The organism is Paenibacillus sp. UMB7766-LJ446 (assembly GCF_030226665.1).
GTDB lineage: Bacteria > Bacillota > Bacilli > Paenibacillales > Paenibacillaceae > Paenibacillus > Paenibacillus vandeheii.
Window position 1 is genome coordinate 70,472 of the sequence record NZ_JASOYM010000002.1, and the last position, 15,382, is coordinate 85,853.

13 protein-coding genes are annotated in these 15,382 nt (G+C 45.9%); 11 read left to right on the top strand and 2 right to left on the bottom strand.

Features of this window, described 5'->3' with window-relative positions; genetic code table 11:
• Positions 1 to 92 precede the first annotated feature (92 nt).
• The 9 genes from QP794_RS05325 (at position 93) to cydC (ending at position 10,722) form a co-directional block, all read left to right on the top strand.
• On the top strand, positions 93 to 1,451 hold the full coding sequence (locus QP794_RS05325) for a right-handed parallel beta-helix repeat-containing protein (RefSeq protein ID WP_285075266.1): 1,359 nt from the start codon (positions 93 to 95) through the stop codon (positions 1,449 to 1,451).
• Positions 1,448 to 2,035: a nitrous oxide reductase accessory protein NosL gene (locus tag QP794_RS05330; protein WP_350338848.1), complete on the top strand. Its 588-nt coding sequence runs from the start codon at positions 1,448 to 1,450 to the stop codon at positions 2,033 to 2,035. Before QP794_RS05325 ends, QP794_RS05330 begins: the two co-directional genes overlap by 4 nt.
• 25 nt (positions 2,036 to 2,060) lie before the next feature.
• Positions 2,061 to 2,882, top strand: coding sequence for an ABC transporter permease (locus QP794_RS05335; RefSeq protein ID WP_285075763.1), 822 nt, complete (start codon positions 2,061 to 2,063; stop codon positions 2,880 to 2,882).
• Positions 2,875 to 3,588 carry a heme ABC exporter ATP-binding protein CcmA gene (ccmA, locus tag QP794_RS05340; RefSeq protein ID WP_285075267.1) on the top strand — a complete coding sequence of 238 codons (714 nt, stop codon included), beginning with the start codon at positions 2,875 to 2,877 and terminating at the stop codon, positions 3,586 to 3,588. Before QP794_RS05335 ends, ccmA begins: the two co-directional genes overlap by 8 nt.
• Before the next feature lie 38 nt (positions 3,589 to 3,626).
• Positions 3,627 to 4,166 carry a redoxin domain-containing protein gene (locus QP794_RS05345; RefSeq protein ID WP_285075268.1) on the top strand — a complete coding sequence of 180 codons (540 nt, stop codon included), beginning with the start codon at positions 3,627 to 3,629 and terminating at the stop codon, positions 4,164 to 4,166.
• A gap of 528 nt (positions 4,167 to 4,694) precedes the next feature.
• Positions 4,695 to 6,071: a cytochrome ubiquinol oxidase subunit I gene (locus QP794_RS05350; protein ID WP_285075269.1), complete on the top strand. Its 1,377-nt coding sequence runs from the start codon at positions 4,695 to 4,697 to the stop codon at positions 6,069 to 6,071.
• A complete protein-coding gene (locus tag QP794_RS05355; protein ID WP_079349178.1) occupies positions 6,068 to 7,084 on the top strand; it encodes a cytochrome d ubiquinol oxidase subunit II in 1,017 nt (338 codons plus the stop codon). The genes QP794_RS05350 and QP794_RS05355 overlap by 4 nt, the downstream gene beginning before the upstream one ends.
• 69 nt (positions 7,085 to 7,153) lie before the next feature.
• Positions 7,154 to 8,992, top strand: coding sequence for a thiol reductant ABC exporter subunit CydD (gene cydD, locus QP794_RS05360; RefSeq protein WP_285075270.1), 1,839 nt, complete (start codon positions 7,154 to 7,156; stop codon positions 8,990 to 8,992).
• The gene (gene cydC, locus QP794_RS05365; RefSeq protein ID WP_285075271.1) at positions 8,989 to 10,722 is read left to right on the top strand and encodes a thiol reductant ABC exporter subunit CydC; all 1,734 of its coding nucleotides are present in this window, start codon (positions 8,989 to 8,991) and stop codon (positions 10,720 to 10,722) included. The genes cydD and cydC overlap by 4 nt, the downstream gene beginning before the upstream one ends.
• Positions 10,723 to 10,917: 195 nt before the next feature.
• Here the strand turns inward: cydC and QP794_RS05370 are convergent, their stop codons facing one another.
• Positions 10,918 to 11,397, bottom strand: coding sequence for an immunoglobulin domain-containing protein (locus tag QP794_RS05370; RefSeq protein ID WP_285075272.1), 480 nt, complete (start codon positions 11,395 to 11,397; stop codon positions 10,918 to 10,920).
• Positions 11,398 to 12,104: 707 nt separating this feature from the next.
• Here QP794_RS05370 and QP794_RS05375 point away from each other — a divergent pair.
• Both QP794_RS05375 and nspC read left to right on the top strand, forming a co-directional pair.
• The gene (locus QP794_RS05375) at positions 12,105 to 13,343 is read left to right on the top strand and encodes a saccharopine dehydrogenase family protein (protein ID WP_094936163.1); all 1,239 of its coding nucleotides are present in this window, start codon (positions 12,105 to 12,107) and stop codon (positions 13,341 to 13,343) included.
• A gap of 1 nt (position 13,344) precedes the next feature.
• Positions 13,345 to 14,472, top strand: coding sequence for a carboxynorspermidine decarboxylase (nspC, locus tag QP794_RS05380; RefSeq protein WP_024634076.1), 1,128 nt, complete (start codon positions 13,345 to 13,347; stop codon positions 14,470 to 14,472).
• 94 nt (positions 14,473 to 14,566) lie between these two features.
• Here the strand turns inward: nspC and QP794_RS05385 are convergent, their stop codons facing one another.
• Positions 14,567 to 15,340, bottom strand: a complete 774-nt coding sequence (locus QP794_RS05385) for an SDR family NAD(P)-dependent oxidoreductase (RefSeq protein WP_285075273.1) — start codon at positions 15,338 to 15,340, stop codon at positions 14,567 to 14,569.
• Between the last annotated feature and the right edge of the window lie 42 nt (positions 15,341 to 15,382).

Below are 15,382 nucleotides of genomic sequence, written 5' to 3' on the forward strand. Positions count from 1 at the left end.
CACAAAAAGTACAGTTCTATAGCCAGAATGAGCTATATGGTAAAAATTTGTTTTTATGTACACTATGGGCAGTGTGTTTCATGAAGGAGGTTATGATGTTGAACAAACGGATTGTCCTAGGAATATTACTCATTCTGGGTATACTGGCGATCCTATTACCTTATCCGCTTGATGCTGCAAACGCTGCTTCTGGAACAAAAGGCGCTATTCCACTCCAGCCACTCATTGATGGTTCTAAACCTGGTGAAGTGCTTGTACTTGAGCCTGGTACTTATGCTGGTCCCGTAAGTATAGACAAGAGTATATCCATTCGAGGGGACTCGTCCGTAACAGTATTGAATACAGAAGCTGAGTCCACGATCACCATTCATTCAGATGGAGTGACATTACAGGGGTTCACGATTCAGCACTTAACGAATGAACCCACTGCGGCGATTCAGGTTGAAGGAGATCGTGCAGAGATCAGGGACCTTGATATTCAGAGTCAAAGTTTCGGAATTGTGCTGCGGGGTTCCCGCGATGGGCTCGTACATAGCAATAACATTTCATGGGCTGGATCAGAATCGGCTTCTAGTGGTCAAAAAGGGAATGGCATTGACTTGTACAATTCCCATCGTAACACCATTGAAGAGAACCAAATTACGGGCATGCGGGACGGGATCTACTTGGAGAACAGTCGCAATCTTACGGTTAAGGGTAACACGCTGCTGCATACCAGGTATGGTATCCATTGTATGTATATCGATGGTTCTTCTGTTGTGGACAATGTGGGGGAGAACAACAGTACAGGGGCCATGGTGATGGGTGTCAAGAATACGGTTGTATCCGGAAATTCCTTTCGTAAACAGAGCGAAAATGTGCATTCACAAGGGATTTTATTGTATGACGTACAGCGATCCTCAATTCATAACAATGTTGTGGAAGGTAATCGTGTGGGCATGAACATTGCCGAATCCTCAGGAAATGAAATTCGCAGCAATGCGGTGCTTCGCAATTTCATTGGTATCCAGCTCGTTCTGGCAGAGGACAACCAGTTTACCAGAAACCAATTTGTTTCGAATGTGATTGAAGCTTCAGCGATGGACAGCCGGAACAATGAGATGAAGGAGAATTACTGGGATTCCTTTCAGGGTCTTGACCTGAACGATGACGGAATCAGTGAACTTTCCTATGAGATTAATCCTTTCTATGAGCAAGTGGTCAACCGAAATTCGGCTTATCAGCTTTTCTTTCAATCTCCAGGCATGCTCTTTGTAAGCAGCTTGTTTACGGAAGGCAAGGAAGAGTGGACAACCGACAGATCACCGTTAATGAGCATGAAAACGGAATCACTGACGACGGGAACAGGTGCACAAGCGGTGAAAGAGACGACTGAGGTTTGGATCATCGGATGTATCCTACTGGGCATGGCAACTTTTATTATGATCTATATGGGGGGATTACGAAAATGAAAATGAGAGCGAAAACAAAAACAAGTTTGAAAACAGTCATGGTGCTTCTCTTTGGGGTGCTGTTATTAACAGCATGCGGAAAAAAATACGAGGCGTTGCCCATTAATGAAGACGTGGATATCTGTGCCATTTGCAAAATGCAGGTGAAGGATGATGCCTATGCCACGCAGCTTACCACGAAAGACGGTAAAAATTATAAATTTGATGACATCGGTTGCATGCACCAGTGGAAAGAAGAGAACGGAACAGATAACATCGGGATGGATTTTGTTCGTGACTATAATGACAAGGAATGGATTGAATACAGCAAAGCTACTTATGTATACGATGCTTCACTGCGTACACCCATGGCCTATGGCATCCTGAATTTTAAGGATAAACAATCTGCCGAAGCTTTTGTTACTGAGCAGGGTGTGGGAACGATCTTGACCGCTGAAGACCTCGCCTCCCACGATTGGAAACAAAACACAGAGATGATGGATATGATGGGTGAGCATGGCCATTCCGAAGAGGGAATGGGTGAAGGCATGCATGAAGGAACACATGAGGAAAGCGAATCCACGGAAGATTCAGGCCACAAGTAATGGCCAATAAAGATGGTGATCCATGATGGGAGATATGTTGCAAGTCGTTCGAAGAGAAATGAAAATGGGGTTTCGCAATCCCTGGGCCTATTCATTTTTGATTCTTTTCTGCGTATTTAGTCTGAGTTTGCTGATCATTAATTCTCAGAATTTTGTAGCAGGATACTCTGGCACGACAGGTTCCATGTTAAATCTTATTCTTTATCTTTTGCCGCTGATGACTCTCTTTCTGGGTTCGTTCTCGTTGACTTCTGAAAAGGAAGAGGGCAGCTGGCAGCTGTTGTCCACATACCCCATCGGCACGTTGTCTTTTATCGTAGGAAAATATTTGGGTCTCACGGTGGTATTAATGACTATAGTTACATTCGGATATGGATTGATGGGTCTTCTTAGTGGATGGGTTGGCAGCCCTTTAGATGTGATGACCTACCTTTTGTTTCTGGTATTCTCCTGCGGACTTGTGCTGCTATTTCTGACGATTGCATTGTTCATCGGCTCGTTATCCAAAAATCGGTGGCAAGCGTTAACGATATCCGTATCCGTTTGGTTTTTCGCTGTGATCGGATGGCCGACACTTCTAATCTCCGTACTGGGACTTATGCCTTATCAGTGGGTAAAACCCTTACTCACCGTTCTAACCTTTATCAATCCGGCTGAGCTGGTACGTTTGTTTGTTGTGATCAAACTTGGCGGGGGCTCCATACTGGGACCTGAATATTATCAGTGGGTTGATTGGGTACAACCATCCAGCGGAAGCTGGATTTTTACGGGGATATGCCTGCTGTGGATAGCATGTTCTATTGTGGCAGTCTACGGGATCTGGGAGAGGGGGCGTTCTCATGGATAACGTGGAAGCAGAAATTGTTGGACTGTGCAAATCCATCAAAAAACAACAGATTGTTGAAGATATATCCTTTCGCGTTTCTTCTGGCCATGTGCTTGCCTTATGTGGAGGAAATGGGGCAGGAAAGAGTACTGTGCTGCGTATGATGGCAGGTATTCTTCAACCTACCTCGGGTGAAATCATGGTAAACAAAATGCGCTGGTCCAAAGAACGAAAGAGGTATTCGGAACAGATCGGATATATGCCGGATGATTATCATTTCAATCAGGGTCTGACAGCAGAGGAAGTGCTCCAGTTCTGGGCGGCGCTTAGAAAGGTCCCCAAAGCGCGAGTATCGGAAGTGCTAACCCTGGTTGGCTTGGCCGATCAAAAAAACAAGCGGGTCACAACCTTTTCCAAGGGCATGCGGCAGCGTGTGTTATTTGCCCAGGCTCTGTTGGCCAAGCCCCCGCTACTAATCATGGATGAGCCGACGAATGGACTGGACCCCTTCTGGATGCAGGAATTTGCAAATCTCATCAAACAAATCAAGGAGGAGGGACATATGGTCGTGTTCTCAACCCACCAGCTTGAGATTGCAGATGATGTTGCAGATCACATTGTTTTTATGAACAAAGGACGTAATGTAGGAGATGGCCCTACTGAAAACTTTCGTCAACAGTTTGGGTCGCTTCATGCTGCTTTTCATCATAGTCTCGGCTTGAAATGAAGGTGAATCAATTGGGGAAAAAGAGTGCGAGAATCAATGTGAAAATAAGACGTTTAATCACAATCCTGATTGGAATCGTTGCTTTGCTGACCGCTGCGTGGGCAATTTACCAAGGGAATTTATCATCAGAGTCCCAGAGAATCGGTGCTATTGAAACCGGTGCAGTTGCTCCTGAATTCACTGCCGTTAATTCAGCCGGAGAACAGGTGAAGCTCTCCGATTATCGGGGCAAAGTTGTGATGATTAACTTTTGGGCTTCCTGGTGTACCCCTTGTGTGAGGGAGATGCCGATGATTAATCAGATCGCTCAGACATATCAAGAAGACGTGCAGACCCTGTTTGTCAACGTAGGGGAAGCGAAGGGGACCATTCGTGAATTTATGAATAAACAGCAATTCGATTTCCCTGTAATCATTGATGTGACCGGAAAGGTCTCCGGTCTGTATCGCATCACCGGGCTGCCAGCGACCATGATCATAGATCAGGAAGGCATGTTCAGTCACATTTTGCTCGGTGAGTTGACCAAGGATATTCCCTTGCAGCAATGGCTGGAGGACACCGTCCAACAAAAGAATTGAAACCTTGTAAGATTTAAGAACAAAAGAAGCCGCTATATGAGCGGTTTCTTTTGTTTTTTTTGTAAGCTACAAGAGCCAGAACAACTGCAAACGGTTGGGTTTCGAAAACACCTTTCACCCATAGTGGAAATGAAATGCAATACCACGGTTGTGCCCAATGAATCAATAGCCCCTTTGGGTGCTTTTTACGCTTTTCACCGAGTTGTCGGAAAGAGTTGATCCTTTCTTGAACATTTAGGGACGAAGACGTGTCAGTGATTGAATTGCTCATTCACAAAGATATAATAATTTTAACTATTAGGTCTCGTTCAGAACTTGGTTGGGCAAAGACTCCCTCGTCTCTGACTTTGTGAAAAAATTCTCTTTCTACATACAACATCGGAGGAGCGCTTTATAAACCAATTCTGAACCAATGGCGTAGCTGCCCAATCCTGATATTGAAAGTAGTTCAAGGGCTGACTGACCTAATGATTAAATGCATCAAATCATTGCTAAAATCGAACAGAGTTTGAAAGGAGGCAGTAAAGAATGGCAATTGATACAGTGATGTGGAGCAAGCTGGTGACAGGCATGACGCTAGGGTTCCACGTTATTTTTGCGACACTTGGAGTCGGTGTGCCCCTAATGATCGCTATTGCAGAGTTCATGGGGATCCGTAAAAAAGATCCTCACTACACACTAATGGCGAAGAGGTGGTCACGAGGGTTTGTCATTTCTGTGGCGGTAGGTGTTGTGACCGGTACAGCGATATCACTGCAACTGGCCCTGGTATGGCCGAATTTTATGAAATTGGCGGGGAACGTCATTGCACTTCCGCTATTTATGGAAGTGTTCGCGTTCTTTTTTGAAGCGATCTTCTTGGGCATTTATTTGTATACGTGGGATCGATTCAAAAATCCGTACATTCACTGGCTGCTGACGATTCCGATTGTTGCCGGGGCAGGTATGTCTGCCGTGTTTATTACGACGGTGAACGGCTTCATGAACCAGCCTGGGGGCTTTGTCATGGAGGCAGGCCAATTCACAGCGGTTGACCCGATACAGGCGATGCTGAATACGGCGACGTTCTCCAAGGTGTTCCATGTATTAAGCTCGGCGTATCTGACAGGAGCTGCCCTGTTAGCCGGAATTGCAGCCTTTGCAATGCTGAGAAAAGGGGTATCCGCATACCACAAAAAAGCCTTGAACCTCATGATGGCGGTGGTGCTGCTGTTTGGCGTGCTGAACACGTTAGCTGGAGATGTGTCCGCCAAGTTCTTGGCAGAGCATCAGCCGGAGAAGCTAGCAGCGGCAGAGTGGCATTTTGAGACGGAAAGCGGCGCGGATTTGATTTTATTAGGCTGGCTGAATGCAGAGCATGAAATTATAGGAGCTCTTCACCTGCCAAAACTGCTCAGCTTCCTGGCCTTTAGTGACTTTAATGCCGAGGTAACCGGACTGGAGGAGTTTCCGAAGGACGAATGGCCGCCGCTGCTCGTTCACTACTTGTTTGATTTGATGGCTGGAATCGGATTTACTCTGCTGGCGATCTCGGTTCTGTATTTCCTGTTTGTGTTCTGGAAAAAGCGCAATGAACTGAACAAGTGGCTGCTTGGAATCATAGCACTGGGCGCGCCAATGGCTTTTCTCGGGGTTGAGCTGGGCTGGTTCTATGCTGAACTTGGACGACAGCCGTGGATTATCCGGGGATATATGCGTGTAGAGGAAGCCGCCACTTCATCACCCAACATAAGAATGATCTTTTTCTTCTTCCTGCTTCTCTACATCGTTCTGGGAGTTATGTGTGTTCTCGTGCTAAGACGTTTGTTCAACAATAATCCGGCAGAAGTCGAGATGGAGAAATGGATGAAGGAAAAGGAGAAGGAGAAGAGCAATCCGACTACAGAAAAGGGTGAAAATGCATGATGAGTTACGAGTTGATTGGCATCTCGGTGCTCTGGCTGTTCTTGTATGGCTATTTAATTGTAGCCTCCATTGATTTCGGGGCGGGCTTCTTTGCCTTTTATGCACGCTTGACGAAACAGGATCACCTGATTAATCGTCTGATCTCCCGTTATTTATCCCCGGTATGGGAGATTACGAATGTATTTTTTGTTTTTTTCTATATTGGCATCGTTGGATTCTTTCCGGACACGGCTTATTATTACGGATCAGCACTGCTCGTACCGGGAAGTATTGCGGTCATTTTGCTCGCCATTCGTGGTTCGTTTTATGCCTTTGAGAACTATGGCTCCAAAACTAATATCGTGTATCTGTTTCTATACGGGGCGTCAGGTTTGCTTATTCCTGCTTCGTTGTCAGTGGCGCTAACACTGTCGGAAGGCGGTTTTATCGTGAAGGAGGGTTCGACGGTATCTCTGGATTACTGGACGCTGTTTACCAATCCGTTATCATGGAGCATCGTTGGACTGGCGATTGTGTCCGTTTTGTTCATAAGCAGCTCATTTTTGGCCTTTTATGCATCTCGGGCAGAGGATCACTCTGCGTTGAAGCTGGTGCGGAACTATGCCCTGTTCTGGAGTACACCGACGATTATTATCGCACTGACTGCATTTATATATTTGGGACAGCACAATGAGCGACATTTTCAAAATATGATGGATTTATGGTGGCTGCTTGCGCTTTCCGTTGCATTTTTCATGATTGCGATGTGGCTGTTATACAACGGACGCCGTTACGGATTAGCGTTTATATGTATCATGCTGCAATTTTTCTGTGCCTTTTTCGCTTACGGAATTGGTCAATATCCTTATATCCTTGATCCATACATTACGATTCAAAACAGCGTCACCTCACCAGCGATGGGCTTTGCACTGGTTGTTGTGTTTATCGGTGGCATGTGTATGTTGATTCCTTCCCTGCTCCTGGTCTTCAGACTGTTTCTGTTTGATGCGGACTATGTAAAGGGAAAAAAATAGAGTGAATTTATTTATGCAAAGTGAGGAAGTACCCTGCCTCATAGGTTCATAGAAAGGAGGAGCGTTTGCATGAAGAGGAAAACAAGTCTGCTTGCTCAACAAATGTCTGGCCAGCGAAAACGTCTCGTGCTCATGGCTGTTATTTCACTCGCACTCGGTATAGCCATTGTGAGTCAGGCCGCACTGCTTGCTGAATCAGTTCAACGGATTTTCGTGGAGAAAGCTTCCCTCTCGTCGGTCGTCATGCTGCTCGGGTTGCTTCTAGCTGCCATGGTCGTACGCACAGGGTTGTCTTATGGGAACGGGAAGGTTGGTTTGCATATGGCTGCCAGTGCCAAGACGAATATGCGGGCAGCCGTGCTGCAACATTTGACCCGTGCGTCGATGCCATCAACCCTTCGTGGGCAAACAGGGGGAAAGGTCAGCGTTGCTCTGGATGCTGTGGATGAGGCTGACAGTTATTTCAGTCTGTATATGCCGCGTATGATGGAGGCTGCCATCATTCCGATTCTGATTTTAATTGTAACGTTTATGCAGCATGCCAATTCAGGCTTCGTTATGCTGTTTACGGCCCCGTTTATTCCTTTGTTCATGATTTTGGTGGGACTAAAAACGAAAAATAAATCAGAGGAAAAATATGCGCAGCTGGCCGAGTTCTCCGGTACATTCCTGGATTCTCTTCAAGGGCTGGTTACGTTGAAGATATTCGGACGGGCACATCGTCAGCAGAAGAAAATTGAACGCAGCAGTTTGGATTATCGTGATGCCACGATGGGCATTTTGCGGATTGCGTTTACAAATACCTTTATGCTGGAATCGATCGTCATGTTAAGTATCGGTATCGTTGCTCTCGAACTGGCAATCCAGCTGCTTGTATTCAAATCGATGTCGTTCCACACCGCGTTTCTCGTGTTGCTGCTCGTTCCCGAATTTTACAGTTTGTTGAAAAATACGGGAACCGCCTTTCATAGCGGGCGAACAAGTATGGGAGCGGTTAGTAAGGTAGAGCAGATGCTCGAAGAAACGGCTGGAGAGAGCAAGTTGGTAGATGGAAAAGGAGGATTAGGTACATCCGATGGAATCGACGAGGTCGACAGCATGAATCGGATGGAAAGGGAGAACGGGATAGGTACATTGCAAATGGACATTTCCAATGACAGTTCCATGCCACCATCCATGATATTAAACCATCTCCGATTCCGATACGCGCCAGAATCATTTGAGCTTGAAACTGGCCGGGTCCAGCTTGATCCGGGAGAACATATTGCCATTGTCGGCAAAAGCGGCTCAGGGAAAACGACATTACTACATCTCATTGCGGGTTTGCTTAAACCAGCATCAGGAGAGGTTCTGGTCAATGGACAACCGCTATCCAAGTATGATGAGGCTGCATGGTTCGAACAGGTCAGCTACATTACACAGCATCCGTATATTTTTGCAGGTACATTTGCGGAGAACATTGCGATTGGTGCGGGTCGGAACGTCTCCAGGACTGAAATTGAGCAGGCGGCAGAAGATGCGGGGCTTGCCGAAGTGGCTGCACAATTGGAGCAGGGCTTTGATACCTTGGTTGGTGAAGGTGGCCGAGGTCTGTCTGGTGGGGAAAAACAGCGGCTTGCCTTGGCACGTGCTTTTTTGAAGCGGCCTTCCATCATATTGTTTGATGAACCCACGGTGGGTCTGGATCTGCACACAGAGCAGATCCTGCAACGCTCCATTGCCGCATTGGCAAAAAGGGCGACGATGATTACGGTGGCTCATCGGCTATATACCATTCAACATGCCGACCGCATATTGTTTATGGACCACGGTGTGTTAGTGGATACGGGACGCCATGAAGAGCTTCTGAAGCGACTACCCGCGTATGCGGAGATGATTGATGTTCAACGAAAAGGGGGCTTAGCATGAACGAACTAGCGATTTTATCCAAAGCATTGATTCAGGAGCGAAAGGATATTATCCTTTCGATTCTAGCTGGGTTTATTGCCGGCATAGCAGGAGTGGCCCTCTTTTCCGCCAGTGGGTATATGATTTCGCAAACGGTCTTTGCTCCACCGCTCTACACCTTAATTGTACTCACCTCAATGGTCAAGCTGCTTGGCCTGCTTCGGGCTGCGAGTCGTTACGGGGAGCGCTTGTATTCCCACAGGGCAACGTTCTCCATGCTTAGCCGTTTGCGTACATCCTTCTTTGCCCGACTCATTCCTTTAACGCCGGGTATATTGAACAAAAAGCGAAGCGGGGATCTGCTTGCCCGAATCGTTGGGGATGTGGAGAGTCTACAGCATTATTTTTTACGTGTTGCTTATCCACCGATCATTGTGGTCATGGTCTTTTTGGCTACGGTGTTGTTTACTTCAGCCTTTTCATTCTGGATTGCGGGTCTGTTTGTATTAGGCATGCTCACAACGGCATTGGTTGTACCGGGAGTGGTTTTGCTTGGGCAGCGGAAAATACATGGACGTGTTCGCGAGCAACGGGCGCTGCTTTCCACGGAAGTCACCGAAGTATTGTATGGATTTCGGGATTTGAAAGTGTACGGACAACTGGCACAGCGAGAGCAACAGCTTCAGCAGGCTTCTGCGGCGTTGACGGTTCAGCAGCAGCGGGCTGCCGGACACTTGCTGCGCGGGCAATCCATGCACACATTGGTTACGTTTCTTATTTCCTGGGTCGTGTTGACGCTTGGAGCCTATCTTATTATTGACGGAGCGCTCGCTGGCGTGTTTCTTGCAATGCTGGTTATGGCCTCATTAACCGTTTTCGAAGAAGCTGCTGCAATGGCTACATTACCCTATTATAAGCAGGATAGCGAGCATGCTGCGAAAAGACTGACGGAAACCATACAGACCTCTGATGTACAGTCTGAGTCTGGGCAGCCCGACGGAGTGTTATCTGGTAATCAGGCGGTATCGCTTGAGCTCTCCAGTGTTACGTTTCAATACGAAGGGGAGTGGAGACCGGCATTAAAGGACATTTCGCTGCATATTTTACCGGGCTCCAAAACGGCAATTGTCGGACCGAGCGGATCAGGAAAATCAACAATTATTGAATTGCTGCTTAAACTGCAAACACCTACGACCGGGGAAATCCGTTTAAACGACATTTCGGTGAATGAACTGGATGAGACAAGCATTTGGCAATCGGCTAATGTCGTGCTGCAGCAAAGTCATTTCTTCCGGGGAACGATCCGGGATAATCTGCTGTTGAATGATGAAGAACATTCGGATGAACAACTGGTAGATGTGTTGGAAAAAGTACAGCTACCCAATACATCATTGACCGATGTAGTCTATGAAAAAGGGGAAAACCTGTCGGACGGCGAGAAGCAGAGGCTGGCTCTGGCACGGGCGATGCTTCGCAAGGGACGGTTGTGGCTTCTCGACGAACCTACTTCCTCACTGGATTATGTTACAGAAGAACGTGTGATGAAACATCTCTATGCACAAGCGGCAGAGGATACGCTTCTAATGATCTGTCATCGCCTTACGGGTCTGGAAGAGATGGATCGGATTGTGGTCATGGAAGAGGGAAGAGTAGTGGAGGCAGGCTCCTATGCGGAGTTAATGGAGCGAAAAGGCTATTTTTATGAAATGAAGATGATTGAGCGGCAAATGATCGGAGAATCTGGAGTGTAAAGAGCAAGATATGCACTGATGCAAATAAAAGAGTGTACTTCATCGCAGTTTTAACATTCGCCATACAAAAAAATACACTCGCACATGTTTACACTGTGTGGAGTGTATTTTTAGTTTAAAACCCGAAACGAATGAGGACAAGCATCAATCCAATGAAGCTTCGATTAAACAGCTTGTGCTCCAATACAATAGACCTTAATGGCCTCCTGTATTGGAAGCCCAGACAGGATACCAGCCTGCACTCGGGGTTTCTGTATTGTACAGCACTAAATTGCCGTCGTTTTGAACGATGAGCACGTTACCTCTGAGGTTGGGTGGCACATTGTCCGCTCCATAGTACGATGTAGACCATGCCTTGTTGTCTGACGTCCAGTAAGGTGTGTTTTGAGGATCCTGGAGAACTAGCTTTCCACTCCAATAATCAATCTTGAAATGATTTATTCTGGTGTCACTGGTCTTGGTGTTCCATAACATCGTGCGTGTGCGGTTATCCCAGAGCTGCAGGTCGCCGTAGACGCTGTATTGCAGAGAAAACCTGATGTTGTTGGATACGAGTGGAATCGAGTTGTTATACATGATGTCGTTAATAAGGCGGTCTCCAGCCGCAGATGCTGAAGGAGCGATGGAAAGCAAAAACATGAAAATTGCAGCAAATAGCAAAACGACTCTTTTCATAAGATCCTCTTTTCTGGGATATATTTTAAATTACCTACCAAATATATCATATCCCTCTATCAAAAATGTATAAAATTTCAAGTTAAATGAAAATACGATTTTTCACAATACTCAGCTATGCCTAAGAGTGGAACGCGAGTTCCAAAATGATGAAAAAATAAATTTTTAGTGATCACTTGATTTTTTTTAATGTATCTGATATCGTAAGACCTGTGATTTTGGAAAGCAGATATATCAACATAAATCAGGTCTTTCCAGCAGATAATTTTTGACCACTTCCCCAAAAGGAAGTTAAGGCCATACGGACAGCCGGGTCAAACGCCGATTGGCAACTTATGTTGCCTTATTGATTGAGTTAAAAGCTCAAATTTTATAAGTTGGTTACTTTACAACCAGTGCACCTGCACATCAACTTGTGAAACGGTCAATAAGAGTGGTAAAGGCGAATTATTTGCTATATAGACTCTGATCTGATATTGGTATACATGAAGAAGCTTTCCGCTGGAGGAGTTCTTTTGAACTTTTTTAGTTATGGAGACTTTGCGTCTTTTTTATGATGTATATCGACAAGCAAGTGTGATGATGCGCGATTGTGGCATTTTTCACCTTGCTTTTTTTGTTGCTTCAAAACGGGCGAAAAGTGAAAAATGAGAAAAATAATAAAGTTAATTTTTAAAAAAATTCATATTGGGTTAGGAGAATGGAAAATGGGAAAAGCACTAATCATCGGCGCCGGCGGCGTAGCTTCAGTAGCAGTTCATAAATGCGTTCAAAACAGCGAAGTATTCGAGGAAATCTGTATCGCAAGTCGCACGAAATCCAAATGTGACGACCTTAAAGCCAAGCTGGACGGCGGTAAAACAAAAATTACAACAGCTCAAGTGGATGCTGACAACGTTGACGAACTGATTGCCCTCATCAACGAAGTTAAACCGGATATCGTCATGAACCTGGCATTGCCTTACCAAGACCTGACAATCATGGATGCTTGCCTTGCAACGAAAACAAATTACATGGATACAGCTAACTATGAGCCGGAAGATACGGCGAAATTTGAATACAAATGGCAATGGGATTACAAAGAGCGTTTTGAAAAAGCCGGAATTACAGCTCTGCTCGGCAGTGGATTTGACCCAGGTGTTACGGGTGTATTCTCTGCTTATGCGCTGAAGCATTACTTTGACGAAATTGAGTATATTGACATTCTGGACTGCAACGGCGGGGATCACGGCTATCCGTTCGCAACCAACTTCAACCCTGAAATCAACATCCGCGAAGTTTCGGCTAACGGAAGATATTGGGAAAAAGGCGAATGGATCGAAACTCAACCAATGGAAATTAAACGTGTCTATGACTTCAAAGAAGTTGGCGAGAAAGACATGTACCTGCTTTATCATGAAGAACTGGAGTCCCTGGCTAAAAACATGCCTGGTCTGAAACGGATCCGTTTCTTCATGACATTTGGTCAAAGCTACCTTACGCACTTGAAAGCACTTGAAAATGTGGGCATGACTTCGATCGAACCGATCGAGTATGAAGGCAAACAAATTATTCCGCTGCAATTCCTGAAGGCGGTATTGCCAGATCCGGCGTCTCTTGGACCACGTACTGTGGGCAAAACGAACATCGGCTGCATTTTCAAAGGTAAAAAAGACGGCCAAGACAAAACGTACTACGTGTACAACATCTGTGATCACCAAGAATGCTACAAAGAAGTCGGTTCCCAAGCTATTTCTTACACAACAGGCGTTCCAGCTATGATTGGTGCAGCGATGGTGATGACTGGCAAATGGAACAAACCAGGCGTATACAACGTTGAAGAGTTCAACCCGGATCCATTCATGGAAGAGTTGAACAAATGGGGTCTCCCATGGGTTGAAGATTTCAACCCAGTACTCGTTGACGAACTGCCAGAAGAAGCCAAAGAATCGGAGCTCGTTCGTTAAGATGCGGTTTGAGCAATTACCGACGCCATGCTTTGTTGTTGATGAAGGTCTTATCGAGAGAAATCTCAAAATTCTGAACGGTGTCATGCAACGTACAGGGGCCAAAATCGTGCTGGCTCAAAAAGCATTTTCCATGACCACAATGTATCCGCTCATCGGAGAATACCTGAGCGGTGCAACGGCAAGCGGGCTGTATGAAGCCCGCCTCGGTCATGAGGAGATGGGCAAAGAGAACCATGTCTTTGCCCCAGCCTATCGTGAAGATGAGATCGATGAAATCCTTTCGATTTCCGATCATATTATTTTCAATTCATTCTCCCAACTGGAGAAATTTAAGGGCAAGGCACTTCAGGCTGGACGCAAAGTGGGCCTGCGTATTAACCCTGAATGCTCGACACAGGAGGGGCATGAGATTTACGACCCATGTGCTCCTGGTTCCCGTTTTGGTGCCAAACAAGAGGATTTCCGCGCAGAGCTGCTGGAAGGTGTCTCTGGACTGCATTTCCATACATTGTGCCAGCAAAATTCAGACGATCTGGAAACGACGCTGAATGCGGTAGAAGAGAAGTTTGGACAATGGCTGCCACAAATGGAATGGATCAACTTCGGCGGTGGGCATCACATCACACGCGAAGATTACGACATACCAAGACTGGAAGCTTGTATCAAACGCATGCAGGAGAAATATGGCTTGGAAGTATATCTGGAGCCGGGCGAAGCGGTTGCTCTAAACGCGGGCTTCCTGGTTACTTCTGTGCTCGATTTCCACAAGAACGGTATGGACATTGCCATTCTGGATACCTCGGCCACATGTCACATGCCGGACGTGCTGGAAATGCCGTATCGCCCGCCGCTTATCGGTTCGGGAGAAGCGGGAGAAAAACCTCACCTGTATCGTTTGGGTGGGCAAACTTGCCTGTCGGGTGATGTAATCGGCGATTATTCATTTGACCAACCACTCAAAACGGGTGACAGATTGGTATTTGAGGACATGGCAATCTACTCCATGGTCAAAACCAATACATTTAACGGCATGCCATTGCCAGCCATTGCCGTGAAAAGAAAAGATGGCGATTGCGAAGTAGTTCGCGAGTTCGGCTATCAGGATTTCAAAATGAGATTGGCATAATACTTTTTACAGATATAGCAAGAGCAAAAGGGAACCTGATCACAGGTTCCCTTTTGACGTTTAACATAGGATGGGTTAACGGTTATGTATATGATTAATCGTTGGGTTTCGAGGCTGCTCTCGTCGCATACGGAAAGATCGGTTCTTTCAATTCAAATTCATAGGTTAATCCATTTACAATACCGACGACGCTTTCGCTGTCATATAATTCAAGCAAAAATCCAGCCATTTGTTCTGCTGTATGGAATTGGGGAACACGGCCCTCATATTCGAACTGGTCTATATCAAAAGATCGTTTTGCAAATTCCGTTTCTGTTGCAGCAGGCGCGAGTACTTTTGCTTGCATTGCTGCATGATTGCCTTTTAATTCTTGTGCAAGTCCTTCCGTAAAGGCACTTACATAGAACTTTGTTGCACAGTAGGTTACTGCATCCGCCACGATGGTATATCCACCACCAGAAGAAATGTTAATGAGCTGTGTGCCCTCTACCTCTGCATAATCACGTACATACAGGGAAGAAAGAATGGTTAATGCTTCTATATTCAGATGAAGCATCTGTTCGATTTTAGGTAGATGTTGTTCACCAACCGAAGCAAAATTTCCGAATCCTGCGTTGTTAATCCATGTTCCGATAGAGTAATGATGGAGACTTTCGTAGAATGCATGGACATTGGCAGCGATGGACAGATCCACCGGGCGAATGACGATGTCCAGCTCAGGATCAATTTCAATTACTTTCGATTTTAACTTCTCCAGTTCGTCGCTTCTGCGTGCAGCCAGGATCAAATGTTTGCCGCGAGCCGCAAAAGCCAAAGCTGCTTCATAGCCAATGCCCGAACTGGCACCGGTAATCACTGTATATTTCATGGATATTCCTCCTGGATTTCAGTTCATTATTTATTGTGATAT

Bases quoted from the DNA above. Each gene is read 5' to 3' on its own strand.
- QP794_RS05325 (WP_285075266.1), top strand. From the start codon at position 93: ATGATGTTGAACAAACGGATTGTCCTAGGAATATTACTCATTCTGGGT.
- QP794_RS05330 (WP_350338848.1), top strand. From the start codon at position 1,448: ATGAAAATGAGAGCGAAAACAAAAACAAGTTTGAAAACAGTCATGGTG.
- QP794_RS05335 (WP_285075763.1), top strand. From the start codon at position 2,061: ATGGGAGATATGTTGCAAGTCGTTCGAAGAGAAATGAAAATGGGGTTT.
- ccmA (WP_285075267.1), top strand. From the start codon at position 2,875: ATGGATAACGTGGAAGCAGAAATTGTTGGACTGTGCAAATCCATCAAA.
- QP794_RS05350 (WP_285075269.1), top strand. From the start codon at position 4,695: ATGGCAATTGATACAGTGATGTGGAGCAAGCTGGTGACAGGCATGACG.
- QP794_RS05355 (WP_079349178.1), top strand. From the start codon at position 6,068: ATGATGAGTTACGAGTTGATTGGCATCTCGGTGCTCTGGCTGTTCTTG.
- cydD (WP_285075270.1), top strand. From the start codon at position 7,154: ATGAAGAGGAAAACAAGTCTGCTTGCTCAACAAATGTCTGGCCAGCGA.
- cydC (WP_285075271.1), top strand. From the start codon at position 8,989: ATGAACGAACTAGCGATTTTATCCAAAGCATTGATTCAGGAGCGAAAG.
- QP794_RS05370 (WP_285075272.1), bottom strand. From the start codon at position 11,397: ATGAAAAGAGTCGTTTTGCTATTTGCTGCAATTTTCATGTTTTTGCTT.
- QP794_RS05375 (WP_094936163.1), top strand. From the start codon at position 12,105: ATGGGAAAAGCACTAATCATCGGCGCCGGCGGCGTAGCTTCAGTAGCA.
- nspC (WP_024634076.1), top strand. From the start codon at position 13,345: ATGCGGTTTGAGCAATTACCGACGCCATGCTTTGTTGTTGATGAAGGT.
- QP794_RS05385 (WP_285075273.1), bottom strand. From the start codon at position 15,340: ATGAAATATACAGTGATTACCGGTGCCAGTTCGGGCATTGGCTATGAA.